The organism is Vicinamibacterales bacterium (assembly GCA_036012125.1).
Taxonomy (GTDB): domain Bacteria; phylum Acidobacteriota; class Vicinamibacteria; order Vicinamibacterales; family UBA823; genus UBA11600.
Map to the genome: position 1 here is coordinate 206,308 of DASCOS010000002.1, position 24,740 is coordinate 231,047.

Annotated in this window: 23 protein-coding genes; all 23 read left to right on the plus strand. The window is 53.7% G+C overall.

Annotated elements, in window-relative coordinates:
• The first annotated feature begins 10 nt into the window (after nt 1–10).
• Entirely contained in the window at nt 11–1,375 is a 1,365-nt protein-coding gene (locus tag QGH09_01110) for a nucleotide sugar dehydrogenase (GenBank protein ID HJO16784.1), read from the plus strand.
• Nucleotides 1,376–1,482: 107 nt separating this feature from the next.
• A complete protein-coding gene (locus QGH09_01115) occupies nt 1,483–2,727 on the plus strand; it encodes a glycosyltransferase (protein HJO16785.1) in 1,245 nt (414 codons plus the stop codon).
• A 347-nt stretch (nt 2,728–3,074) separates the two neighbouring features.
• Nucleotides 3,075–3,617 carry a dTDP-4-dehydrorhamnose 3,5-epimerase family protein gene (locus QGH09_01120; protein ID HJO16786.1) on the plus strand — a complete coding sequence of 181 codons (543 nt, stop codon included), beginning with the start codon at nt 3,075–3,077 and terminating at the stop codon, nt 3,615–3,617.
• 12 nt (nt 3,618–3,629) lie between these two features.
• Complete coding sequence (locus QGH09_01125) at nt 3,630–4,514, plus strand: NAD(P)-dependent oxidoreductase (protein ID HJO16787.1); 885 nt, start codon at nt 3,630–3,632, stop codon at nt 4,512–4,514.
• A gap of 55 nt (nt 4,515–4,569) precedes the next feature.
• Nucleotides 4,570–5,556: a glycosyltransferase family A protein gene (locus QGH09_01130; GenBank protein ID HJO16788.1), complete on the plus strand. Its 987-nt coding sequence runs from the start codon at nt 4,570–4,572 to the stop codon at nt 5,554–5,556.
• A gap of 54 nt (nt 5,557–5,610) precedes the next feature.
• Nucleotides 5,611–6,573, plus strand: a complete 963-nt coding sequence (gmd, locus tag QGH09_01135; protein HJO16789.1) for a GDP-mannose 4,6-dehydratase — start codon at nt 5,611–5,613, stop codon at nt 6,571–6,573.
• A 231-nt stretch (nt 6,574–6,804) separates the two neighbouring features.
• On the plus strand, nt 6,805–8,046 hold the full coding sequence (locus tag QGH09_01140; protein ID HJO16790.1) for a class I SAM-dependent methyltransferase: 1,242 nt from the start codon (nt 6,805–6,807) through the stop codon (nt 8,044–8,046).
• Nucleotides 8,047–8,112: 66 nt separating this feature from the next.
• A complete protein-coding gene (locus QGH09_01145; GenBank protein HJO16791.1) occupies nt 8,113–8,559 on the plus strand; it encodes a nuclear transport factor 2 family protein in 447 nt (148 codons plus the stop codon).
• A gap of 275 nt (nt 8,560–8,834) precedes the next feature.
• Nucleotides 8,835–9,452: a winged helix-turn-helix transcriptional regulator gene (locus tag QGH09_01150; GenBank protein ID HJO16792.1), complete on the plus strand. Its 618-nt coding sequence runs from the start codon at nt 8,835–8,837 to the stop codon at nt 9,450–9,452.
• Nucleotides 9,453–9,497: 45 nt separating this feature from the next.
• Nucleotides 9,498–10,595: a methyltransferase domain-containing protein gene (locus QGH09_01155; protein ID HJO16793.1), complete on the plus strand. Its 1,098-nt coding sequence runs from the start codon at nt 9,498–9,500 to the stop codon at nt 10,593–10,595.
• 17 nt (nt 10,596–10,612) lie between these two features.
• Complete coding sequence (gene rfbF / locus QGH09_01160) at nt 10,613–11,392, plus strand: glucose-1-phosphate cytidylyltransferase (protein ID HJO16794.1); 780 nt, start codon at nt 10,613–10,615, stop codon at nt 11,390–11,392.
• Nucleotides 11,389–12,396, plus strand: coding sequence for a GDP-mannose 4,6-dehydratase (locus tag QGH09_01165; protein HJO16795.1), 1,008 nt, complete (start codon nt 11,389–11,391; stop codon nt 12,394–12,396). The genes rfbF and QGH09_01165 overlap by 4 nt, the downstream gene beginning before the upstream one ends.
• A 279-nt stretch (nt 12,397–12,675) precedes the next feature.
• A complete protein-coding gene (locus QGH09_01170) occupies nt 12,676–15,270 on the plus strand; it encodes a DUF4330 domain-containing protein (GenBank protein HJO16796.1) in 2,595 nt (864 codons plus the stop codon).
• Nucleotides 15,271–15,281: 11 nt separating this feature from the next.
• Nucleotides 15,282–15,779 carry a hypothetical protein gene (locus QGH09_01175; GenBank protein ID HJO16797.1) on the plus strand — a complete coding sequence of 166 codons (498 nt, stop codon included), beginning with the start codon at nt 15,282–15,284 and terminating at the stop codon, nt 15,777–15,779.
• A 50-nt stretch (nt 15,780–15,829) separates the two neighbouring features.
• Nucleotides 15,830–17,152: a lipopolysaccharide biosynthesis protein RfbH gene (gene rfbH / locus QGH09_01180; protein HJO16798.1), complete on the plus strand. Its 1,323-nt coding sequence runs from the start codon at nt 15,830–15,832 to the stop codon at nt 17,150–17,152.
• A 4-nt stretch (nt 17,153–17,156) separates the two neighbouring features.
• On the plus strand, nt 17,157–18,095 hold the full coding sequence (locus QGH09_01185; protein ID HJO16799.1) for an NAD(P)-dependent oxidoreductase: 939 nt from the start codon (nt 17,157–17,159) through the stop codon (nt 18,093–18,095).
• Nucleotides 18,085–18,906, plus strand: coding sequence for a transketolase (locus QGH09_01190; GenBank protein HJO16800.1), 822 nt, complete (start codon nt 18,085–18,087; stop codon nt 18,904–18,906). Before QGH09_01185 ends, QGH09_01190 begins: the two co-directional genes overlap by 11 nt.
• On the plus strand, nt 18,903–19,898 hold the full coding sequence (locus QGH09_01195) for a transketolase C-terminal domain-containing protein (protein HJO16801.1): 996 nt from the start codon (nt 18,903–18,905) through the stop codon (nt 19,896–19,898). Before QGH09_01190 ends, QGH09_01195 begins: the two co-directional genes overlap by 4 nt.
• Nucleotides 19,898–20,914 (plus strand): glycosyltransferase family 2 protein, encoded by a 1,017-nt coding sequence (locus tag QGH09_01200; protein HJO16802.1) that lies wholly within the window; start codon nt 19,898–19,900, stop codon nt 20,912–20,914. Before QGH09_01195 ends, QGH09_01200 begins: the two co-directional genes overlap by 1 nt.
• 113 nt (nt 20,915–21,027) lie before the next feature.
• Nucleotides 21,028–22,302, plus strand: a complete 1,275-nt coding sequence (locus QGH09_01205; GenBank protein HJO16803.1) for a hypothetical protein — start codon at nt 21,028–21,030, stop codon at nt 22,300–22,302.
• A gap of 40 nt (nt 22,303–22,342) precedes the next feature.
• Nucleotides 22,343–23,308 carry a glycosyltransferase gene (locus QGH09_01210; GenBank protein HJO16804.1) on the plus strand — a complete coding sequence of 322 codons (966 nt, stop codon included), beginning with the start codon at nt 22,343–22,345 and terminating at the stop codon, nt 23,306–23,308.
• Nucleotides 23,309–23,367: 59 nt separating this feature from the next.
• A complete protein-coding gene (locus tag QGH09_01215; protein ID HJO16805.1) occupies nt 23,368–24,297 on the plus strand; it encodes a class I SAM-dependent methyltransferase in 930 nt (309 codons plus the stop codon).
• A gap of 67 nt (nt 24,298–24,364) precedes the next feature.
• The coding region (locus tag QGH09_01220; protein ID HJO16806.1) for a hypothetical protein at nt 24,365–24,740 on the plus strand (376 nt) is incomplete at its 3' end.

Below are 24,740 nucleotides of genomic sequence, written 5' to 3' on the forward strand. Positions count from 1 at the left end.
TTGTCTGGCGATGCGCAAGCGTGGTTCATTCCCTCAGGAAACAGCGTGTTATAGTGGCATCGTGATGGGTGGCGCGACTACTTTGCTGCTGGAACGGCTGAACAATCGATCCGCTACTGTCGGGGTGATCGGCCTCGGATACGTTGGGCTGCCGCTACTTGTGGAATTCGCGAAGGCGGGTTTTTCGGCGTTTGGCTTTGATGTCGATGGTGCGAGAGTAGAGCGAATTGGTCGTGGTGAATCTGACATTCCAGATGTAGCTACTGAAGAACTCGCAGCCGCTGTAGATGCTGGTCGTCTCGTGGCGACCAGCGATTTCCAAAAGCTTGCAGAGGTTGACACCGTCAACATCTGTGTGCCGACGCCTCTTCGCAAGACGAAGGATCCCGACCTCTCGTTCGTGGCCGCGGCAACTGAGTCCGTTAGTGCACATTTACATCCTGGCCAGCTAATTATTCTTGAGTCGACGACCTATCCGGGAACGACCGAGGAGGTCGTCCAGCCGTTGCTGGAACGTAGTGGATTGAAGGTGGGACAGGATTTCTTCCTAGCATTTTCTCCAGAGCGTGTGGACCCAGGCAACTCCGAGTGGCGCACCGCGAACATTCCTAAGGTCGTTGGTGGAGTTGATTCAGCATCAACGGAGGTAGCCGCAGCCTTGTACCGGCAAATCGTCAAGACGGTCGTGCCTGTTTCTTCAACGCGTGTCGCTGAGATGGTTAAGCTGTTGGAAAATACTTTTAGGGCGGTCAACATTGGTCTCGTCAATGAATTGGCGCTGATGTGTCGCGATCTAGAGGTCAATGTTTGGGAAGTTATTGATGCTGCGAAGACCAAGCCGTTCGGATTTATGCCGTTCTATCCCGGCCCTGGCCTCGGTGGGCATTGCATTCCGATCGATCCGTTCTATTTGAGCTGGAAAGCACGCCAGAACGGCTTTGAGAGTCGCTTCATTGAGTTGGCCGGACATATCAACGGCCGGATGCCTCGCTATGTGCTCGAGCGAGTTAGTGATGCGCTAAATACAGTTGGTAAACCACTTAAGGGAGCAGCAATTCATTTATTCGGTGTTGCTTACAAAGCTAATGTGGGTGATATTCGCGAGTCGCCGGCGCTCGACCTAGCACAGTTGCTGCAGGAGCGTGGTGCTAAGTTGTCCTACAGTGACCCGTATGTGGCGTCCCTCGAGCTAGGGCAAGTGCATTTGGAGGCCATCGAACCCTCTGCGACTTTCGATCAAGAATTTGACTGTGCGGTGATCACCACTCCTCACGCGTCGTTTGATTACGACGAAATCGTTCGACGTTCGCCGCTAATCGTAGACACTCGTAACGCACTTCGGGGCCGGACCGATCTCCATATTGTGCGACTCTGACGGGAACGACCCTGGCTGAAATGGGCGCCTCACGCTGTGATCTTCCTGAGCCTAGGGATTGTTAACGACAGACCGAGACGCCCAGCTATAGAGCCGGTGACCCTTCTATGTTGTCTAACGACTCTCAGACTCTCTATGTTTCGTACGACGGCGCACTTGAACCGCTCGGCGAGTCACAAGTCGTCAATTACCTGACGCGACTTTCGGTCAACTACCGAATTACGCTAATTAGCTTCGAGAAGCCTGAGGACCTATCGGATCATACGCGCGTGATAGCGATGGAGCGGCGGTTCCACGCGTCTGGTATCAACTGGATTCCATTGCGTTATCACAAGTCGCCCCCTGTCTTCTCAACGATCTTTGACGTTGTTAGTGGAGCGCTGGCCGCCTGGCGCGTCTGCCAGCAGGGGACCATCCGAATCGTGCACGCCCGAGGCTACGTAGCAGCATTGGTCGCCCTGTTCGTTCGCCGTGGCGGCGCCTCGCGCTTCCTGTTTGACATGCGAGGCTTCTGGGTTGACGAGAAGGTGGAAGCTGGGCATTGGTGCGCGCGCGGGTTTCTTTATCGACTCGGTAAGTGGTGGGAACGGCAGTTCTTCGAACGGGCTGACGCCATTGTCTCTTTGACGAAGGCTGGCGTGCAGGCACTGCCGGCGCTTGGGTACGACATTCCGGATACCGTGCCAACGGTGGTGATCCCGACCTGCGTCGATTTGCAACGGTTCAAACCCATCAAGAAAGACCCTGATTTGATTGGTCCACTCGGTCTTCAAGGCAAGCTTGTGATCGGATGTGTAGGCACGATGAGTAACTGGTATCTGCGGAATGAGATGCTTCGTTACCTAGCGTATTTGTCGAAATCGATTCAATCCTTGCGAGTTCTCATTGTGACGCGTGAAGACCATGAGACTCTACGCCGAGACGCTGTGGCTAGTGGCATTCCTGATTCTGCTATGGTGCTTACAAGAGCCAGCTTTTCAGAAATGCCCCGCTATACGGCCTTGTTCGATGCCGGGCTGTTTTTCATACGCCCGACACTGTCGAAACGTGCATCAGCAGCTACCAAGCTCGCGGAGTTTCTTTCATGCGGAGTTCCCGTGATCCTGAACGATGGAGTCGGCGATTCTGGTGCGATTGTCAGGCATCACGATGTTGGGGTGGTCCTTACAGCAATGGACCAGGAGGCGTTTGTAGCCTCACTTCCGCCCGTTCGAGCCCTTTTCACTGACTTGGAGACGGGCAAACGGTGTCGTCGGGTCGCGAGTGAACTGTTTGACATTGAAAAGGGCACCGAGGAGTATCGAAAATTATACGAAAGTCTTAGTGATGGTCCAACGGAAGGGTCTGGCTAAGTTGAGAAACTTCAAAACGCTAAGCAAAAGTGTGTTCATTTATTGAACGATTGACTATCTGAGGGATTACGAAAGACTCCATGCGGTCTGGACCATGAAATTGGTCTAACTTGACAAACCCATGAAAACTAAGGAAAAATTATGTTCAGTTCATGAACGACTCACTAGAGAGGGGATTTTTCATTCCTATACTGTAAGTGAGAGGGCGTGAGTCTGCCCGAGGGTTAGCTTGGGGATGGCGTCCAAGTAGAAGATACCAAACATTTTATTCGACTGAGAAGCATGCCCGCGAGCATAGCCAGCTAAACGCTTCTACCCCAAACGTTTGAACCATTGGTCGTTACTGCATGAAGTTCACTGAGTTGGCACTGCAGGGGGTGTGGCTTATTGAGCCGGTGGTCTTTTCTGACCAACGAGGTGGCTTTCGTCGTCACTTCTGTACCGAGGAGTTTGCGGCACATGGTCTTGCACCAACTGTTGCTCAGGGCAATATTTCGGAGAATGTTCAAAGTGGTACGCTTCGGGGCTTTCACTACCAGGTGGGCCGATACGCAGAATCCAAGACTATTTCGTGTATGTCCGGTGGGATTTATGACGTAGTCGTCGATCTACGGCAAACCTCACCGACTTTCATGCAATGGGTCTCGGTAAAGATTTCAGCTGATGACCGTCGAAGCCTTTATGTGCCAGCTGGGTGCGCCAACGCTTGGTTGACGACTGTCGCGAACACCGTGCTTCACTATTACATGAGCGAAATGTTTTCTCCAGAGTCAGCGCGGGGCTTCCGTTACAACGATCCTGCGTTCAAGGTGAACTGGCCAACAGAACCAGTCGTGATCTCGGAACGGGATCGAACTTTTCCTGATTTTGATCCAGCGTCGCTCGAATAGTTCTGAATTGCGATGCGCGTATTGTTGACTGGCGGCACCGGTTTTATCGGGAGCCGCGTACTTCCTCTTTTAAGGGAGCACGAAGTGCTTTGCCTCTCCCGAGATCCAGCTAAGTTGCCTCGGCGTCATGGGATGGAAGCGATCACAGCCGATTTGGGGAGGGACGGTGACTGGATTAACGAGACCATAAGGTTTCAACCCGAGTGGTGTCTCCATCTGGCGTGGGAAGGGTTACCGGACTATTCGCTTGAAAGGTGCCGCACGAATTTGGATGCTGGCCTTCGGCTTATCGGCGCTGTGGCGCGATCGGGCGTACGGCGAATGGTCGTTGCAGGAACCTGTGCAGAATATGGTCGCGCTTCTGGAGCTGTCTCCGAAGAAAGCGTTCCAGTTGATCGGGGCTTCTGTGCAGCAACGAAGCACGCGCAGTTGAACGTGCTGGAAACGGTCGCTCGTGATGCGGCGTTTAATTATCAATGGGTCCGGATTTTCTTTGTCTATGGACCCGGGCAGATGCAGGGTTCACTAATTCCCTCTCTTCGGGCATCTTATGCCTCCGGACAAAAGGCAAGTATTCGTACACCGAACGCCTTTAGGGACTTTGTTCACGTTGACGACGTAGCCTCTGCTTTCGTGTCGCTGGTCTCTTCAGACATACCCTCTGGGGTCTTTAATGTCGGAAGTGGCCAACCAACGAGTGTCGGCCACGTCGCAAACTTGGCTGCGGAGTACTACGACATGCCACGTCCGATCACACATCCTCTAGTCGAATGCCCTCTTGGTGGTGACGGATTCTGGGCAGATACACGTAGGCTCTGTGCAGCAACCGGTTGGCGTGCACGCATCGGCATCAAGGAAGGGGTCGTGAAGACTCTGGAGGCTCTGGACGGCAAGTGAGCGAGCTGCAACTGGTAATGATTATTTTCAATCCGGTACTGACGGTTACCGTAACGTGACTTTTCCCCTAGTATCAATTTGTGTTCCCACGATCGGACGTGTCGAGTATCTGAGTGCCGCTCTGCAATCTCTCCGAGAGCAGACTTACGAGAACTACGAAGTGATTGTTCTAGATAATGCGAGTGGGCCCGAAGCCCAGGCGGTAATAACTGGATTCGTTGCGAACAATTCAAATGCGCGAATCTTGAGGGTTAACGAGCGCGTGCCGATGTTCGCAAATTTTAATCGCGGCATCCGCGCCGCGGTTGGTGAATATGTCGTTTTTTTCCATGATGATGACCACTACGATCCAAGATTCCTGGATTTCCACGTTGCAGTGCTTGAAGCTAATCCACAGGCGGCATTCGCTGGTAGTAACTGGAATATGATCGACGGTGAGGGACGACTGACCGTTCGTCGTCGATTGATTAAGAAAACCGGGACTTGGAGTGGCAGAGACTTCATTGAGCGGCTAGTTCGCAGAGGAAGGTCTGAACTGGCGACACCAGCCCTTGTATTCCGCCGGGAAGTGGTGAAGACGTCTGGCTTTGATGAGCGCTGCCCAATCCACTGGGGTGATTTCACGATCCTAATGCGGATTGCTGAGCAGTGGGATGTTGCCGTGGTGGCCGAATCGCTCTTTTCGTGGAGGTCGCACGAACAGAATTCTTCAAGGATGGCCTTCAGTCAAAGTATTCCTCTCCGAACCAGTGTGCTACGCGATTACTGCTCGGAATTCGCCGTACGACATCCTGAGGACTTGGAGTTCTTAAATCGATTAAAAAGTCTTGTGGACCGCGGACACAGTCGAGGTTTGTTGTGGGGTTGGCTTGTGGCTTCTAATGACGCGGAGTCTCGTACGTGCCGTCATCTCTTGGAGGAGGCGTCCTGTCCGATGACCGTAGGGCTTTTGAGGCTGCTGGAATCAGTTGGCTTGACGGTAACTTCCCGACGGTCACTTGTTCCAGCGGCGCGTCATGTTATTAACTTGATCGGCATCTAAGTTGAGCACCGGCTGTTAACGAATGCTGACACCTAACAAATAGCGCCCATCTCTATGTCCAAGCGAGCGATCATTACTGGCATCACTGGCCAAGACGGCTCCTACTTAGCTGAGTTGCTTTTAGACAAGGGCTACGAAGTTGTCGGAGTGGTTCGCCGTTCTAGTACGCCAAATTTATGGCGTATAGAACACCTGCTCGACAGGGTTCAGCTGCGAACGGCCGACCTCCTTGATCAACTCTCGATGATTCGTGTCATTGAGGAGGTGCGGCCACACGAATTCTACAATCTGGCGGCGATGTCGTTCGTACCAGCATCGTGGGACCAGCCGATGCTTACGGGTGAATTTAATGCTCTTGGGGTAACAAGGATCTTGGATGCAATTCGTCAGGTTGACACCTCAATTCGGTTCTATCAAGCCTCCTCTAGCGAAATGTTTGGGAAGGTGCGTGATGTGCCACAGACCGAGGCGACGCCATTCTATCCAAGAAGTCCGTACGGTGTTGCCAAGGCGTTCGGACACCACATCACGGTAAATTATCGTGAGAGTTATGATCTATTTGCCGTTTCAGGGATTCTCTTTAATCATGAGTCACCACGGCGAGGTCTGGAATTCGTCACCCGTAAAGTGAGTGATGGAGTAGCTAGAGTCAAGCATGGTCTTATCGACTCACTGTTGCTTGGTAACCTCGATGCACGCCGTGATTGGGGCTTTGCGGGTGACTACGTTCGCGCGATGTGGATGATGTTGCAGTGCGATCGACCGGATGATTACGTTATCGCTACTGGTACAAGTCACTCGGTCAGAGACTTGGTGCGGCTTGCGTTCAGCCACGTAGGACTTGAGTGGGAAGAGTGGGTTCGTGTCGATCCAAATCTATTGCGCCCTGCGGAAGTCGACCATCTAGTCGGGGACGCCTCGAAAGCTCGACAGAACATCAATTGGTCGCCAACGGTAGATTTCGAACATTTGGTCGGCCGAATGGTTGACGCCGATATGGAGCGAGTGACACGCTAGGGTTAAGATTCCAGGTAATTGTTTTTCGGTCGGCGCGTGATTGGTTGTCATCCTGCTGGGTTGCTTTCACATTGTTCATGACGACATCTGGTTCTTTGTAAGTGTGTGTGCCTAACTGACTCTGCCGGTTATAATCGTTCCTGTGTTCCAGCGTTTCAAACGGACACCCCGTTTTTTCTGCACTGTCAAGAAGTGCGATAGGCAGCTTAACCGCATCTCAGGTCCTCACGCGTGACTGGTCATACTAAGCGTCAGACGTGTCGAGTGTGTGGCGGCACCCAACTGACTAAATTTCTTTCTTTGGGGCCGACACCACTCGCAAATGCTTTCTTGCGTTCAACTGATGAATTTCCAGCGGAACAGTCCTATCCTCTTGATGTCTACCGTTGCGAGGGGTGCTCACTAGTACAACTGCTAGATCTTATCGATCCGGGAACGCTGTTTAGCCATTACATCTATGTCACGGGAACTTCAGAAACCGTGGCAGAGCATAATCGTACTTACTCCAAAACCATTGTCGAACTTCTCAAATTACAACCTGGGAACTTGGTTGTTGAGGTAGCGAGTAATGATGGGAGCCTCCTGAAATGCTTTGAGCCATATGGAATGAAGACACTTGGTATCGAGCCTGCTGAGAACATCTCAGAATTGGCCCGCTCACAAGGAGTCGAAACACTGACGCGGTTCTTCAATGAAGCTACCGGTCGTGAGGTGCAGGAGACATACGGTGCAGCTCATGTGGTTATTGCAAACAACGTCTTAGCGCATGTGGATGACACGCCAGATTTTCTGGAAGGGTGTAAGCACGTTCTCAAACCAGACGGACTCATTGTTATCGAAGCGCCTTATCTTCGAGATCTATTGGATCGTCTGGAGTACGACACGATTTATCATGAGCATCTGTGCTACTTCTCTGTAACAACGTTGATGCGTTTGTGCGACCGCGTTGGCCTATCCATTAGGCGAGTTGAGCATGTACCGCTTCATGGAGGGTCGTTGCGGGTGTATCTGGGTAGACAAGAGGTTCAAGGGGGTCATGCAGATACCGTTCTTGATTATGCTGCGGCGGAGACCGAAGCAGGGTTCGAAAACATGGACCGCTATGAACGATTTGCAGTTGACGTAGCTTTGAATCGACAGGCTATTCGCCGTCTACTAGAAAAGCTCAAATCTGATGGCAAGGTGGTTGCGGGCTATGGTGCGCCGGCGAAAGGGAACACCCTACTTAACTACTGCGGCATTGACACTCAACTCGTGTCGTTCACGGTTGATCAAAACCCCATGAAGATTGGCCACTATACTCCAGGCACGCACCTGCCAGTGCTTCCGGTGGAGGCCCTCCGTGAACGTGAAGCTGATTTTGCGTTCGTCCTCGCGTGGAACTTCGAAGAGGAAATCAGGCGACAACAGCGCGACTATGCCGAGGCTGGTGGTCGGTTTATCATTCCTATTCCTGAGCCAAGGGTCGTTTGAGCCACCGGTAATGTATGGAAGGGTTGCGGGTTTGCTATTAGCATCAATTTTGGAAGGGACTAACTTATGGTCGCTCATCCACACCTAGATTTACTTCATAGCAGATATCGGGCTCGTTCCAAGGGTGACCAGGAAGCCTTGAACGGCATTATTGCGGACAATGTGGTGTGGCACGTTGCTGGTAAGAGTCAGGTCTCAGGTGACTATCGAGGACCTGAAGCCGTGTTTGGGCTCTTTGCTAGGATGGAAGTTCTTGTCGGCGGGACACTGAGTGTCGAAGATCAGGACTTTTTCACGAGTGACGAACGAACCGTCGTTCTTTTCAAGATGACTTCGACTCGAGGAAACAAAACACTAACCGCCAACTGTTGTGAGGTAGCTCGTTGGCACGATGGTCAGATTACCGAGGCGTGGGTTTTCACGTCTGACCAATACGGATTCGACGAATTCTGGTCTTCAGGATGGTTCAGCGAGGCAGCAGACGGAGTGTGGGCTCGCCGTGTGAAATTGTAACTTTTTCACTGACTCAGCCTTGGTGCCAGAGTAACTTCAATGTTAACTGTGTAGTGTTCTGCCTACTGTAGCGGTCTCTGTCTTAGCGATCTAACGCCTCTTCGGGGCTTCCATCGCGGTTTTCAACTTCATTGTTGGGATGTTAGGGGTTGTGGTCGAAATATTCGACCTCCATTGTTGTGAGAAAAGATTGGTCCGACTAATGTTGACTGCTTCCATTATCTACGGCGGAGGGAGACCTCAATGTAGTCGTAGGCTACCCACGATTCTTCTAAATGGGCGCTTATGGTGTAGCTCATGGGGAGGTCATTGTGGATCCTGAGGCGCGCCGCGACCTCGAGGCACTCGAAGCCATTGCGGAGAATTCGCGAATTACCCAGCGTGGTTTGTCAACCAAACTAGGGATTGCCCTAGGCCTGGCTAATCTTTACGTGAAGCGTTTGGTCCGCAAGGGTTATGTCAAGTGCGTCAACTTCAAACCGAATCGGATTTTGTACGTGCTGACTCCGACTGGCATTGCTGAAAAGACGCGACTCACATATGAGTTCATGGACTATTCGATGTTCTTGTATGGCCAGGTACGGCAACACCTGCGGTCGGTTTTACAGCCGTTTACGGAAGGTCAGCGCAGGCGCGTTGCCATCTACGGCACTGGCGAAGCGGCAGAACTAGCGTATTTGTCACTAACCGAATTAGGCATGGAACTCGTAGCAATATTTAATGGTGTGGGCGCCGACAAGTTCTTAGGAATGCCGGTACAAGACATTCGTGAACAGCACAGCGTTGATTATGACCTGATAATTGTTGCGACACTAGAGCAGCCTGATGCCATGGTTGAGGGTCTGCTCGGCTATGGTGTACCACGCGAAAAGATCGTGATGTTTCAAAATTGACGATGAGTGAGGATGGACCTTGCCGGTCCCGTCTAAGTGAATGATATGAAGCTACGCTTGCTTGAATGGCTTGTCTGCCCAGTTTGTTCGAAGTCTTTTTCCCATACACCCCTTTTGCGTAATGGTGATGAGACGACGGAGGGGTTGCTGTCGTGCGACTGCGGTCGCAGTTACCCGATTGTGGACGGCATACCTCGCGTGGTGGAAGATGCCTTCGGCCTTTTTCCAGCTTTCGGTGAGAAGTATGGCAACCTTTTGCCTCACGCGCGTCCCAGAAATGTTGACAGTCATCCCCCCGGTGAGGAACTTCGGCGCACTCGCGAGAGCTTCGGTTACCAGTGGACAGCATTTTCGGCGATGGTGATCGATTTTAGAGAGAACTTCCTTGAGTATATCCATCCAGTCCAACCGGCGTTTTTTCCTGGTAAGCGCGGGCTAGATGTTGGCTGCGGATTCGGTCGACATATTGCAAACGCAGCACAGTTCGGCGCTGAGATGGTGGGTGTCGATATCAGTGCAGCAATCGACGTGACCTACAAGAACACCTGCAACTTGTCGAACGTGCATCTGGTACAAGCGGACGTGTACCGCATGCCGTTCAGGCAAGGGACCTTCGATTTTGCCTACAGTATTGGTGTTCTACACCACCTGCCCGATCCCGAGGCCGGGTTTAAACAACTCGTCTCTGTCGTGAAATCTAAAGGTGTGGTGTTCATCTGGGTATACAGCAAGAAACGGCGTCTCGTAAACGCAATGCTTGAAACGGTACGGGCGTTAACGACACGACTTTCTCCCCGTTTCCAAATGGCGCTGTCGTGGGCTGCCGCAGCTGTGGATTGGGGCGGTTTCGTCGTCCCATACCGGATCATGTCTCAGTTGCCAGGCTTAGGTTCTGTGGTGCGCCGGTTCGGAACCCCGCGTTTGAAGGTCTATGGTAATTATCCGTTTCAAGTCGCGTGGGCCGATTGGTTCGATCGTCTCGCGGCGCCAATTCGTTTCTACTACAATGAAAATGACCTTAATGGCTGGCTGAGACGTAGCGACCTCAGCCGCACTCTCGTATCTCCAACTGGCCTGTTTGGGTGGCGGGCGTATGGTGAGCGAGACGGACAAACCACCACCTCCACTCGCTCACAAACCTAATGGATAAACCCCCTGTGATGATCCTTTGTGGCGGTTTGGGAACTCGGCTCCACGAGGAAAGCGACGTTAAACCGAAACCCATGGTGATGATTGGTAACCGGCCGATTCTGTGGCACATCATGAAAATGTATGCGGCACACGGCTTAACGGAGTTCATCGTGTGTCTCGGGTATAAGGGCCATGTCATCAAGAACTACTTCATGAACTATAAGACCTATAGCGCCGACTTCACGGTCGATCTCCGAGAACCAGAGCGTATTGAGTACCACAATCATCCGATCGAAGAAGATTGGCGGGTGACTCTAGTCGAGACGGGTGAGCACAGTCAGACTGGTGCTCGGATACGGCGTGCAGGACGGGAATACGTGAAGAGCGATTGTTTCTTGGTGACCTACGGTGATGGCCTAGGTAACGTTAACATTGATGAGCTCCTGGCCTTTCACCGCTCTCACGGGAAAATCGGTACGGTGACAGGCGTGCGCCCACCAGGGCGTTTTGGTGAAATGTGTGCCGGTAATGACAACCAAGTGTACGAGTTCAACGAGAAACCGCAGGTCAGCGATGGCCTGATCAACGGAGGTTTTCTGGTATTTCAGCGCGAATTTCTTGACCGCTATCTGAGGGATCGGGACGATGAAGTTCTGGAGCAGGAGCCGTTGAAGCGACTGGCAAGCGATGGGCAATTAATGGTCTACAGACACGATGGTTTCTGGCAGCCGATGGACACCTACCGTGAGGTGAAAATCCTGAATGAGTTGTGGGCAAGTGGTAAAGCACCGTGGAGTATCTGGACATGAACTCGGTTGGAGCGTGGCATCGTCGTCGTGTCTTGGTCACCGGCTGCACCGGTCTCTTGGGCTCGTGGCTTACCCGATGGTTGGTCGATCAGCAAGCTGATGTCGTTGGGCTCGTGCGTGATCACGCGCCCCAGTCAAATTTCTACCGCCTTGGTCTCGACCGCGAAGTCAGAGTTGTACACGGAGCCTTGGAAGATCATCCTCTCCTTGAACGCTCGCTTAACGAATACGAAATTGAAGTCGTTTTCCATCTCGGTGCACAGACGATCGTTGGTATTGCCAACGAGAATCCTCTGTCGACCTTCAGTGCGAACATTCAGGGCACCTGGAATGTGCTTGAGGCCGCTCGCCGGCGAAAAGGCATTTGTGCTGTTGTCGTTGCCTCCAGTGACAAGGCCTACGGGGCTCAGGCTGAGCTGCCGTATCGAGAGGATGCACCACTTATAGGTCGGCATCCGTATGATGCTTCGAAGAGTTGTGCCGATCTTATCGCGCAGATGTACTGGCATACGTATCGCCTGCCAGTGGCCATTACCCGTTGCGGCAACTTTTACGGGGGTGGCGATCTTAATTTTAACCGCATCGTGCCGGGCACGATCCGGTCACTGTTCGACGGCCAGCGTCCTATCGTTCGCAGCGATGGGACGCTCCGCCGCGACTACGTCTACATTAAAGAGGCCGTGAGTGCTTATGTGCTGCTCGCAGAACGATTAATGGAAGGGGAGGCGGGCGGTGAGGGCTACAACTTTAGCCATGGACAACCGCTTCGCGTCCTTGAGTTGGTCGACGTCATCACTCGTGTAATGGGACATACTGACCTAACACCGGTGGTGTTAAACGAGGCCACGAATGAAATTCCCGACCAGTTCCTTGATGCGAGTAAGGCCGCTGCGGACCTCGGTTGGACACCGCGCTATCGGTTGGAGGATGGACTGCAGGAGACGGTAGTGTGGTACAAGGAGTTCTTTAAAGCGCAACGCGATGCGCGAACACTGGACGAGTAAACGTGGGTGCAATCGATCTAAATGGGCACTTGGCGGTTAGCACTGAGGGTTTTTACTGCGTCTATAGTGAGATTGGTTGTGGTGCATTGGAGTCCTCTAGCGGAACGAGACAGTCTGCTGGCGACCGTGGGCTATTTGGCCGACACTACGTAGAGACACCGGCTCCTGCCTTTTCGCGGTTGCAAGCAGGGATGTGTGCGAGATTTAGCGTTTAACTGGAGGGCTGACTCGACTTTGTCATCCTCACAGTGGTGAGTGTTACTGGAATAGGAATAGCCTATGGCCCTTATTGACGATCGCGGACGTTTGTTTGGTCGAATCAATCTGATTGATATAGCCGCAGCTCTCGTAATACTTCTGTTAATTCCTTTAGGTTACGGTGCCTATCAACTCTTTCGCACGCCCCCGCCGGAGATCCTAACGATTGAGCCGGGAACATTGACTCAGGGTAGTGATCTCAGAGTCATCATGGAGGGCAGGTATCTCCAACCGTTCTTGAGAGCCGTCGTCGGTTCTCTTGAGGCCGAACTACTTGTCGTAACTCCGACTCGGGCCGAAATCAAACTGCCAGAGAATCTCGGGCCAGGGTCGCACGACCTCATTTTGTTCGATGTGGCCCGGGAAGTCGCCCGTCATCCTGCGGCCGTTACCATTGAGGCGCCCCTTAGGGGGGAGTCGCTACCCCTGCCGCTTCCGCCTCCAACCCTGATGCAGATGCGCGTGCTCGGCGCCTTTACCGGTTTGGACCGTGAACGCACTGCAATGCCCGTAAGGGCTGAAACGTTTGGGGCGGAGGGGGAGATCGGTGCTGGAGAGATTCTTGCTGTCGCCCCAGCGGAACGAGAGGCTATGGAGCTGGGCGGATTCCCTCCCCTTGCGCGAAGTGATGGTGACACAGTGCGAGTTGTTGCCGTGGTTCGTGTCTGGTGTGAACTCATTGGTATTGACTGTCGGGTTGGCGGCACCAACGTGGTGCCTGGCGAATCCCTCGGTATCGTGAGGGGAGACGACGAGCGTGCTCGGTTCGAGGTCATGGAGCTCTATCTTCCTTCGACCGAGTTACAGACTGAAGTGACCGTTATGGGTGCGTTCGTCGGACTTGACGACGTGCAAGCCGACCGGATATCAGGCTTAGGCGAGTCGAGTGAGGTGTCCTCAGATTCCTGGAGTCGTGTCCTGTCTCTCGGGCGACTGGAACCAGAGAACATCCAACTGACGGGAGGGGTGCGTGCAGGAACCACGGGGAAGAATCGCATTCCTGCGTTGGTCTCCATCCACTGTGCGATTGTGGACCAACAATGCTGGCTGGGAAGTCAAGTGGTCGGTCCTGGTGAAAGACTTGCCATTCCCACTGGCGAAGGAATCGTCTGGTTTGAGGTCACCGAACTCTATCCGGCGGCCATGACAGACTTCCCACCACCTCCACCGGTGTTGGAGATTCGCGTACTGGGCGCCTTCACTGGTTTGGACCCTGCAGATCCTGCAACGCCTGAGAGGTCTGAAACATTTGGGACGGAGGGGGAGGTCGGGTCTGGAGAAATAATTGCCGTGGCCCCGGTGGAGCGAGAGGCTCTGGATCTAGCCGGGGTTCCTTCGGTCGCGCGTGGTGACCTTGACACGGTCCGTGTCGTTGCCTTGGTTCGTGTTCGGTGTGCGCTCGTTGACAATGATTGCAGGGTTGGAGGTGCCTTGGTGGCACCTGGAACGGCCCTCGATATCGTGAGGGGAAACGAGAGCTTCTCGTTCAGGGTGATGGAACTCTACCGTTCGCCGATCGAGTTACAAGCCGAAGTCACCGTCATGGGGGCGTTCGTCGGACTGGACGACGCGCGAGCCGACCGGATATCAGGCTTAGACGAGTCGAGTGATGCAGCCTCGGATTCCTGGGGTCGGGTCCTGTCGCTCGGGCGACCGGAACCAGAGAATCTGGAGTTGACGGGGGGAGTGCGCGCGGGAATTACGGGGAAGCACCGTGTCCGCGGGCTGGTCGCCATCCGTTGTGCGATTGTTGGCCATGAGTGCTGGCGAGGGAACAAGGTGGTCGGTCCTGGTGAAAGACTCGCTCTTCCCACTAGTGAGGGAATCGTCTGGTTCGACGTGACTGAGAACTACCCGGCCGCCAACGACCGATTAGTGGAGCTCAAGGTATCAGGAGCCTTTGTTGGTCTTGAGAGGGAGCAAGCCCAGAAGCTGGGAACGATGACCCTCTCCGACCAGCCGAACCACCCTTGGGGCAAGATTTTAGGCGTAGCCCCGCCAGTACCGGAGACTGTCGAGCTTAGTGAGGACTCTGGCGTGTTCAGTGCCGGTACAACGGGTAAGTTCAAGGTCGAGGCGTTGGTCGCTGTTCGGTGCTTGGTTTCTGGGACCGAATGTCGATTAGGGAGCACCTTAATCGGACCCGAGGCCATGCTCTCGATTCCGACCTCTGAGGGTCTGCTTCTGTTTGATGCGACTGAGATTCAACCCGCAGAAACTACTCTTGTAGATATCACGGTTCGCAGTGCAACCGACCGAACGATTCTGTCGCTGCTGCGAAACGGGCTTTCGATGGAACAGGCTGAGGCACAGCAAGGTCGCCAAACACCATCTGGAGTCACGCTTTTTGCCGTGGGCGAGATTGAAGAGGAGACCACTCTTCGGACTAGTTACGGCGCTTACAGCTGGGAGCAGCCGGGCGTAGTCGTCTCGGTGATCCTTCGTGTGCCTGCTCACCAAACCGTTTCCGGATGGCAGTATGGCCTCGGAAGCGATACTTTTGTTCCCTTGAGAGCCGGCGAAATGTTCCGCTATACGCGGCCCTCATATGTGCTTGCTGGCGTCATCACCAGTGTTGAGGTGGCGTCGGTAGACCAGGGGAATACCGGCAGGTAGGGGTGAGCACAGTGAAACCATCATTTCGGCAGGTCTGGCTCGCCAGTATCTTCGGGAAATGGATGAATGACATTGCTCGTCTGCTTGGGCGTGGAACGTCACCGGAGAGTAGTCGTGTGTTGCGCTCCGTAACCGCTTCCCAGGACCGCCAAAGATTGGAACGGATTCAGCAGCTGGTTCAGAACAGTCGGCTCGGGCGTTTCATAAATCGGAGTCTCCTCCGTTTAGGTGGAGCGTGGAGGAACGCCGCCATCATTCGGGTTGTGAGTTCACAGAAAGGTCGGATGTTGGCGTTGGCCCCTGCCCGTCGCTCACGTCTCATAGGCTGGATGCTATTTGTAATCGTGTTGACGCACTTCGCCCTTTCTATGGACCCAGCTCGCGAAGCTAGAACGCACCCAGTAATTTTGGGTGGAGTGCTTGCTCTCTCCGTTGTGCTCATGTTTGCTGGCGATGCTCTGACGAGAGCTTGGGCTAGTCGGAGCGCCAAGCGCCGGATCAATTCGTGACCTGGTGTTTTTTTCAGACGCAATCTTGAGGGTGATTCCTTAGTTTCCCCATGTCCGTGTCACAACCCCAGTCTCCTGATTCGCTGAAGGCGGAGATTCTTAATCTGGTGCGCGAGTACTACGCTACCGCATTCGGTTCGAGTCCCTTCATTCCAGGTGAGACCCCCATTCCCTATGCGGGCCGTGTGTTTGATGATGACGAACTTGCCTGTCTGGTGGAAGCGGGCTTGGATTTTTGGCTCACCTCTGGACGGTTCGCCGATCGATTCGAACACGACTTCGCGCGGTTTTGCGGGATTAGGTATGCGATGCTGGTGAATTCTGGGTCATCCGCAAACCTAGCGGCATTGTCATGTTTGACCTCTCCAAAGTTGGGCGAGCGTCAATTACGACCGGGTGATGAAGTGATCACCTTGGCCACGGGATTTCCGACGACCGTCAACCCAATCGTACAGAACCAACTCGTGCCTGTGTTCGTCGATGTTGATCTTGCAACCTATAACTTAGATGTGACCCAGCTCGAAGCGGCTTACACTGAGCGCACGCGTGCCATTATGGTGGCTCATACGCTCGGCAACCCTTTTGACTTGGATGCGGTAACGAGTATTGCGAAACGTCGGAATCTTTGGTTGATTGAGGATTGCTGTGATGCGGTCGGCGCGACGTACAAAGGCAAGACAGTTGGTACATTTGGTGACCTTTCAACAGTAAGTTTCTACCCTGCGCACCACATCACCATGGGTGAGGGGGGCTGCGTTCTAACCGACAACACCGTTTTGAAGACCCTTGTGGAATCGTTTCGAGATTGGGGTCGTGACTGTTGGTGCGATCCGGGCAAGGAGGATACCTGCCGAAAACGGTTCGGTTGGAAGATTGGCGATCTCCCCGAGGGCTATGACCACAAGTACACCTACACCCATATTGGCTATAACCTGAAACTTACTGACATGCAGGCGGCCGTGGGTGTCGCACAGCTACAGAAATTACCAGCGTTCATCGCGGCTCGCCGTCAGAACTTTGCCAACCTTTACGAAGGGCTTAAGGACCTTGAGGAGTTTTTTATTTTACCGAAGGCCACCGAGGGAAGTGAGCCGAGTTGGTTCGGTTTTCCCCTAGCCGTTCGCAAAGGAGCACCGTTTACACGTCGTGAGGTGACACAACATCTCGAAGAGCGTCGTATTAGCACGCGGTTACTGTTTGGCGGAAACCTCGTCCGTCAGCCTGCCTATCTTAACGTTCCGCACCGCACCGTAGGTAAGTTACCCAACGCCGATTTTGTTATGGAGAATGTCTTTTGGATCGGGGTATATCCCGGCTTGGGGCGGCAGGCTATTGAGTTCATCCTCGAGACCTTTCATCAGTTGAAGGAATAAGGGTATGCGCTGTCTAGTTACGGGAGCGTCGGGCCACCTGGGTTCGTATCTGACAAGGCGTCTACTAGGGGCGGGTCATACAGTTGCGGTGGTTGTGCGACCGCAGAGCGACCTATGGCGTCTTGCGGATGTAATCGCTGACACAACGGTTATCCGCAGTCAGCTTGAAGACATTGACCAAATGGAATCGGCACTAATGGCCGCCGCTCCAGAGGTGGTGTTTCATCTTGCTTGGCAGGGTGTCACCAGTAAGTTCAGAAATGATCTTCACCAAATTGAAAATAATCTTCTGGGTAGCGTCCGCCTGCTGGAAATTGTCCAACAGGCAGGTTGCAAGTGTTGGGTAGGTCTCGGTTCCCAAGCGGAGTATGGGGTGTACGAGGGGGTGATTCGCGAAGATCTGCCGCTCCAGCCCAGGACCTTATATGGTGCAACCAAGCTCTGCGTTGGCTTTCTTACGCGACAACTTTGTGACCTAGCCGGTACGCGTTATGTGTGGCTTCGGGTACTGGCGGCCTATGGGCCGAAGGATGATCCGGTTCATCTGATTCCTGCAGTTATCTTAAAACTACTAGCAGGCGAGAAGCCTGCACTCACACCAGGCGAGCAACGGTGGGATTACTTATACGTTGAAGATGTTGCTGAGGCTGCTTGCGAGGTGATTCAGCAGCCTCGCCTTCAAGGTATTTACAATCTCGGTTCTGGTCAGGCTCATACGGTGCGCGACATTGTGACCCGAATACGCGACATGATCGATACGGGCCTTCCGTTGGGGATCGGGGAGATACCCTACGGTCCAAATCAGATTATGCGTTTACAAGGGGAGGGCCTGAGCTCACCGTTTTGCCGTGAGACCGGTTGGAAGCCAAAAGTCGGCCTAGATGAAGGACTGCAGCAGACAGTCGATTGGTTCCGCGCTAATAGGCAACGCTATGGTCTCTGATACAAGCGCAGTCTCGGAATTGGCTCGAAAGATTCGTGTGCAGGTGTTGCGCATGATTCACAAGGCGAAAGCATCGCATGTTGGTACGAGTCTCTCGATAGCAGATATTTTGGCAGTGCTCTATGGAAGCGTTCTACAGATCCAACCGACCGAACCGGAGTCACCAGACCGCGATCGGCTAATCGTGAGTAAGGGACACAGCGCAGCCGCGGTATATGCGGTCCTTGCGGAAACTGGGTTCTATCCACGAACGTGGCTCGATACCTATTGTCAGGACGGCTCACGCTTGGCAGGGCATGTGACGCGGGGTGTTCCAGGCGTCGAGGCCTCTACTGGGTCGCTTGGTCATGGTCTTGCTATCGGCTGTGGAATGGCCCTGGGGGCGAAGCGTGGTCAGAATTCCAATCGGGTTTTCGTCCTAATGAGCGATGGCGAATGCGATGAAGGTTCCATCTGGGAGGCAGCACTTTTTGGCCCTCATCACCGGTTGGATAATCTGGTGGCAATCATCGATTACAACAAGATTCAGAGTCTTGGCTCGGTCAAAGAGGTCCTCGATTTGGAGCCGTTGGCCGACAAGTGGCGGGCCTTTGGATGGTCGGTCCAGGAGGTCGATGGTCACGACCACGAACAACTGCTCGACGTGTTAGGACGCGTACCACTTGTTGAAGGACGGCCGACCTGCATCATCGCCCATACTGTCAAGGGTAAAGGTGTGAGCTTTATGGAGCATCAGCTTGCTTGGCACTACAAGTCGCCTGACGCCGAGCAGCTCCGTGAAGCCTTACAGGAACTCGAGGTGCGGCAATGAGGACGGCTTTCATTCGAGCTCTTCGTGAGGCGGCTGCGACTGATGACCGGGTGTTTTTATTGGTCGGCGACTTGGGTTATTCGGTTGTTGAGCCGTTTGCGCAAGAGTTTCCAAATCGCTTTTTCAACATCGGCGTCGCTGAGCAAAATCTAGCTGGAGTTGCTGCGGGCCTAGCTTCATCGGGGAAGGTCGTTTTCACCTACTCTATCGGCAATTTTCCAACGTTACGCTGCTTAGAACACATTCGAAACGACATCTGCTATCACCAAGCAGCCGTAAAAATCGTTGCAGTCGGTGGAGGGATGGCTTACGGCAGCCTTGGTATGACGCACCACGCGACGGAAGACCTGGCGATTATGCGCGCATTACCTGGCATGGAGGTGATCGCACCTGGTGATCCAATTGAAACTACCCTAGCCACACGAGCGATTGTCACCAGGCCTGGTCCTTGCTATCTCCGCCTCGGCAAGGCCGGTGAACCGGTGGTTCACGACGAACCCCCTCCCTTCACCGTTGGAAAGGCTATTACTCTCAGTCGAGGGTCCGACGTCACTTTTGTGAGCACAGGTGGCATGCTCGCTGCTGCCGTACAGGCGGCCGAGCAACTAGGGCAGACGGGTATTAGTGTTGGTGTGGTCAGCATGCCCACGGTAAAGCCGTTGGACGCTGATTGTCTTCGAGCGGTGGCCAAACAGTGTGAGTTGATTGTAACTATCGAAGAGCACAATGTGATTGGTGGACTAGGTGGCGCTGTGAGCGAAGTACTCGTGGGAGTGCATGGTTCGCAAGTTGGGCTAAAGAGGGTGGGTGTTCAGGATCGGTTCTATGAGGAGATCGGCAGCCAAGAATACCTTCGCGCCCAAACCGGTCTGACTGTGGAACAACTGGTCGATGCCGCTGAGACCGGTCTGGCTGAGCGCCGATTGACGAACGGACAACCTGGGAAGCCAATCCGGAAGCAACGGGAATCAGCCACAAGAGGGAAGGCCTAATGTCGAAGGACGAGCCCGGACGAGCAGTGGTTGAATCCCAACCGCCGACAACACCGCTGGTGTCCATCATTATTCCCGCTCTTAACGAGGAAAATAACTTCGCGCGCCTTGAACGCGAACTGCTACCCGTTGTTGATGATTTGCCCTATCGATTTGAGTTTATCGTTATTGATAATGCCAGCACCGATCGGACGGGTGACCTAGCGAAGGCACTCTGTAAGCGCGATCAACGTTGGAAATACTTAAGATTCAGTCGTAATTTTGAAGTGGAAATGTCGATCACGGCCGGGTACCGGCTTGCTTCGGGAGACGCGATGATCGTGTTGTACTCGGACCTTCAAGACCCACCCGAGTGCATTCCTCGTTTTCTCGAAGTGTGGCAACAGGGATACGACGTGGTGTCTGGGGTCCGAACGATCAGGCGAGGGGATCCTCGGTGGCGTAACGCTTTGGTACGGCTCGCCTACAGGGTGATCGCCTGGACGGCTAATGTTTCGATTCCGACCGATACCGGGGATTTTAAATTGATCACACGACAAGTCCGTGATGCATTGGAAACATGCGGTGAATACAATCGCTACCTGCGAGGGTTGATCGCTTGGTTGGGATTTAGGCAAACGGGGATCATTTACGAACGTCGACCGCGAACCGCTGGACAGAGTAAGGCGCCGTTTTGGCATCTCGTGTTATTTGCGTTCGATGCAATAACCAGCTTTTCGCTTAAGCCCCTGCGGATATTTACCATGACGGGGTTTGTGCTCCTCATGCTCGCTGGCCTTGCGAGTGTGGTCTACGGAGGACTCGCGCTTATCGGTAGGCCTCCACCTGGTATCACGACCATCATCGTACTGCTGCTGTTCGCCATTGGGCTGAACAGCCTTGGGATTGGTGTGCTCGGTGAGTACTTGGGACGCACCTACGCCGAAACGAAACGTCGTCCGTTGTACATCGTGCAGGAGTCGATGAATCTTGAGACCGAGGGACCAGAATCGGAGCCCCCAGCATCCGCTCTGTAAAGCGAATGCACTCAGTTCCTCCGAAAGGCAAAGTGGGCGACGCATCGGCCCCAAGGTTTCGTCGGCGAAGCCTCACGGGCTTCGTGCAAGCCTTCGGGTTTTCGATTTCAGCGATGACGCTCACCACTGGCTTGGGCGTCATATCGAACAAGATAATCGCTGTCTGGGGAGGTCCCGAGCTTTCTGGACTTGTGGCGGTATTTCGCCAGTTGTATGGAGGACTCTCACAGGGATTGTCGTTCGGCGCGGACGTTGTGGTTGTGCAATGGGTCTCCTCGGGTCAAAAGACGCTCTCGACTACCGTTCGCATCGCCTCGCAGTACGTTCTCATAGTCGGCGGGCTCTTGGCCGTCGTGGCGGTCTTTCTACCGAAGTGGGTCGCTCTCGGCTTGTTTGGACGTCCACTGGCCAGTTCGTACGTTCTGGAAGTGGCCGTCGTGGTGATGTCGTCGGCCGTCGGCCTCGCCATGATCTTCGTCATTGCGATCCTCAACGGGCTCGTGAGGGTCAGAACGGTTGCCGCGCTGAACATCATCGCAGCAAGTACAACCGCGGTGGCAGCCTACCTTCTGATTACTCGCTGGGCTTCCTTCGGTGCGGCTTTACTGGTGGGCTTCGGGAATGTTGCGGCTCTGATCGTTGGCGGTTGGCTCATTCGGCGGCTGGTCTCTGGTGGTGACTCCATACGCCACGGCCTGGTGAACGCGGTCAGAACCCTGGTGAGTTCCGGCAGTCTTCTGGCTGGTCTGAACATACTCGCAACGGTTGTTCTCTTGACGGTGCAGGCGATCGTCACACGGGGTTACGGTCTAGAAGGCTTGGCTCTCTATAGTGCCTCCGCAACTATTTCGAATACGTTCATGATGTTGTTTATGTCGCCCATGAAGACCTATGTGCTGCCCACCTTGGGCGGATTGGGTGCATCACCAGAGCGCTCTAGGTTTGTTAACCGAGCATTACAGTTCACCCTGTTACTCGTGTTCCCATGTGCCCTTGCCCTCCTGGGTTTGAGGAATGGGATTATTCAAGGACTTTACAGCACAGAGTTCCTTGGGGCGGGTGAGCTTTTAGCGATTGAGACGCTCGCCATCATTCCCAGGACGGTCACTTGGGTGCTGGCGATGGCTTTGTTGAGTGCTGGTTTATACAGGACTTACGCGGTGACAGAAGTTACACGGGCGACCATCCTCATCTTCGGCTGCGGGGTGGTTGTGGCACTACAACTGGGCATTCATGCAGTGGCGTGGGTATTTTGCGCGGCCTATGCGGTCGACCTCGTCATCTATCTTGGCTATTCGATACGACAACTTCAGCTGAGGCTCAACGCCGCGAGCATTGCGTTAGCGGCTAGCATGATGCTTCTCGTGACACTGGCGTACCTCTCCTAGGCGCCACTCTTCTTGTTTCTCTGCACAGCAGAGTTGCACGATGACATATATCGAACCTACTCCTCTCGTGTCTGTGATTCTACTGTCCTATAACTACCGCGAGTATCTCGCGTCTGCCATTGATAGTGTGCTAGCACAGACCTACCCTAATTGGGAGTTGATCATTCTTGAAAATGGTTCGACCGATGGGTCGCAAGAGATTGTGTCACGCTACGCGGGTGATGCTAGGGTTCGGCTAATCTTCCTTGAGGACAACATTTATCCTACGCGGTGTCTCAACCGTGGCATTCGTGCTGCTAAGGGAGAGTACATATCCTTTCTTCTGGCGGACGACTATTACCTTCCTGAGAAGCTTGAGCGCCAAGTCGAAGTGTTGAAGGCGCTACCTGAGGACTACGGAGTGGTGTACTCGCCTGGGCGTCGAGTTGATGTGGAGACGAAGACGGAATGGGTGACCATTGGAGTACAGAGTTCCGGTACGATCTTAAAAGCCCTGCTGAACTATCAACGTAATTTCATTGATTTTATTACCGTGCTTGTGAAACGTGAATGTCTCGAGCGTTACCGTTTTCATGAGGACATCTTTTTTCAGGGTGAAGTTATCTTTTTTCACATTGCGCTCCGGTACAAGTTTTCCTACTTGGCGGAGCCGTTGGTGATGATGCGGGACCATCAACGGAACATGGGTAAGGATTTCAATCTGAATATGGCCCCAACTCTGACAGTGTTGGATCGTCTCGGCCAAGCTGCGGAGTTCCCATCTGAACTTTCCGGCGATCTGTCGAGGCTCAAGAGTCGACTCCTGATGAGTTACGGGTGGCAGAGTTTGCGCATTGATAGTAACGGTCCGGTGGCGCGGAAGCGGATAGGATTGGCTGTGGTCGCACACTGGCGACAACTGTTAGAACCGCGAGTATTAATCGGGTGGTGCTTATCGTGGCTCCCTCATCCTGGGCTTCGGTGGGTCAACGGCCTAAATGATACCGTCAGAAAACGGCTTCATTGAGAGGCATGGCGACAAGTACCCAGTGTGACCGTAATGTGCAGTAACGAGTGTGAACCTCGATGATCATTAAGGGTTACAAGCGGAAGGGCACGGGGTTTGCTGGGCAGGACCAAGAGTCCTGGTCAGGCGTTTGGGGGTCAGTCCAGGATTTGAAGAAGAGCTTTGATAATGCAGACAGTGATTATCTCGCGCCATTTTTCAGAAAGTTCTTCCCACGTCCGCCAGGGAAGATTCTCGAAGGTGGGTGTGGAATCGGGAAGTATGTGGCTGCATATAAACGTCTTGGCTACGACATTCGCGGTGTCGATTTCTCGGCTGACACGATCCGACGGGTCAAGGACTTCGACCCATCACTTCCGATCGAAGAAGGTAACATCGAAGCTCTTCCTTATGACGATAACTCTTTCGACTGTTACTACTCTGGTGGTGTGATTGAACACTTTGAGGAAGGTCCGGATGGACCACTACGAGAAGCTCGACGTGTGTTGAGGAACGGCGGTGTGCTGCTCGCTACCGTACCCTACGTAAATTTGTTGCGCCGCATGTATTTTTCAACTGGCTTGCAGCGAAGGGATAAGAATCTCCTGCTACAGCGGTGCGATGCGTGTGCTGTCGACGTAGTGGGCCCCGAGGGATTTCTGTTTTCCGAGTATTCATTCGATGTGGCATCGGCGCGGCCTTTCTTTGAGCGCCACGGCTTTGGCATTGAAGAAGGCATACCGACGGATTTTCTTTGGGGTGAACTTGGGCTGTTCTTGGTGAGTACGGCAAGACTCCTCACCGGACAAACTTGGGACCGTAAGAAGAGTCTGTATGACCAGCCCTCTGCCGGGGTGTTTGGTGGCTCCCAAGCGAGACTACGGCGTTCTTGGCTCTACGACTTTTTGGTCACCGAAGACTGGGCGGCGCACCCAGAGTTTCGGCTCCCGCTGCGCGCACTGAATTACTTGAGTGGTCATATGGTCATGCTGGTGGCCAGAGCGGTGTGACGGTCGGTCCACCTCTTTCTGTAACTCTACTAATTACGTAGCTCAATCGGCCTAAAAAGGTGAGTACGTGAAGATACCGGTATCGGCGTCGCGCTTGGAGGGATTCGCTCTGGCGGGCACACTGGTGGTCGCAGCGATGCTGCGCGGCTGGGGTGTGACGGAGCACGGGCTGCTCAGCGAGGACGAGGGGCTGTATAGCGAAGGCGTCAAAACGTATTCTGCCGTGTTCGCCTACCTGTGGGCCTACCTGACGGGGGGCGGGCAGGAGGGTCTCGTTGCCTATTTTACCCAACACGGGGGCACGCAGATTCTGAGCGACAAACCGACATTCGTAGTTCTTGGGTTTCTAGCGTCACTGGTGCTTGGCGTTCACGACTATACGCTCATCGCCGTCTCCGCACTCTTTGGGGTGTTGACGGTTTTCTGTGTTTACCAAGTTGGCA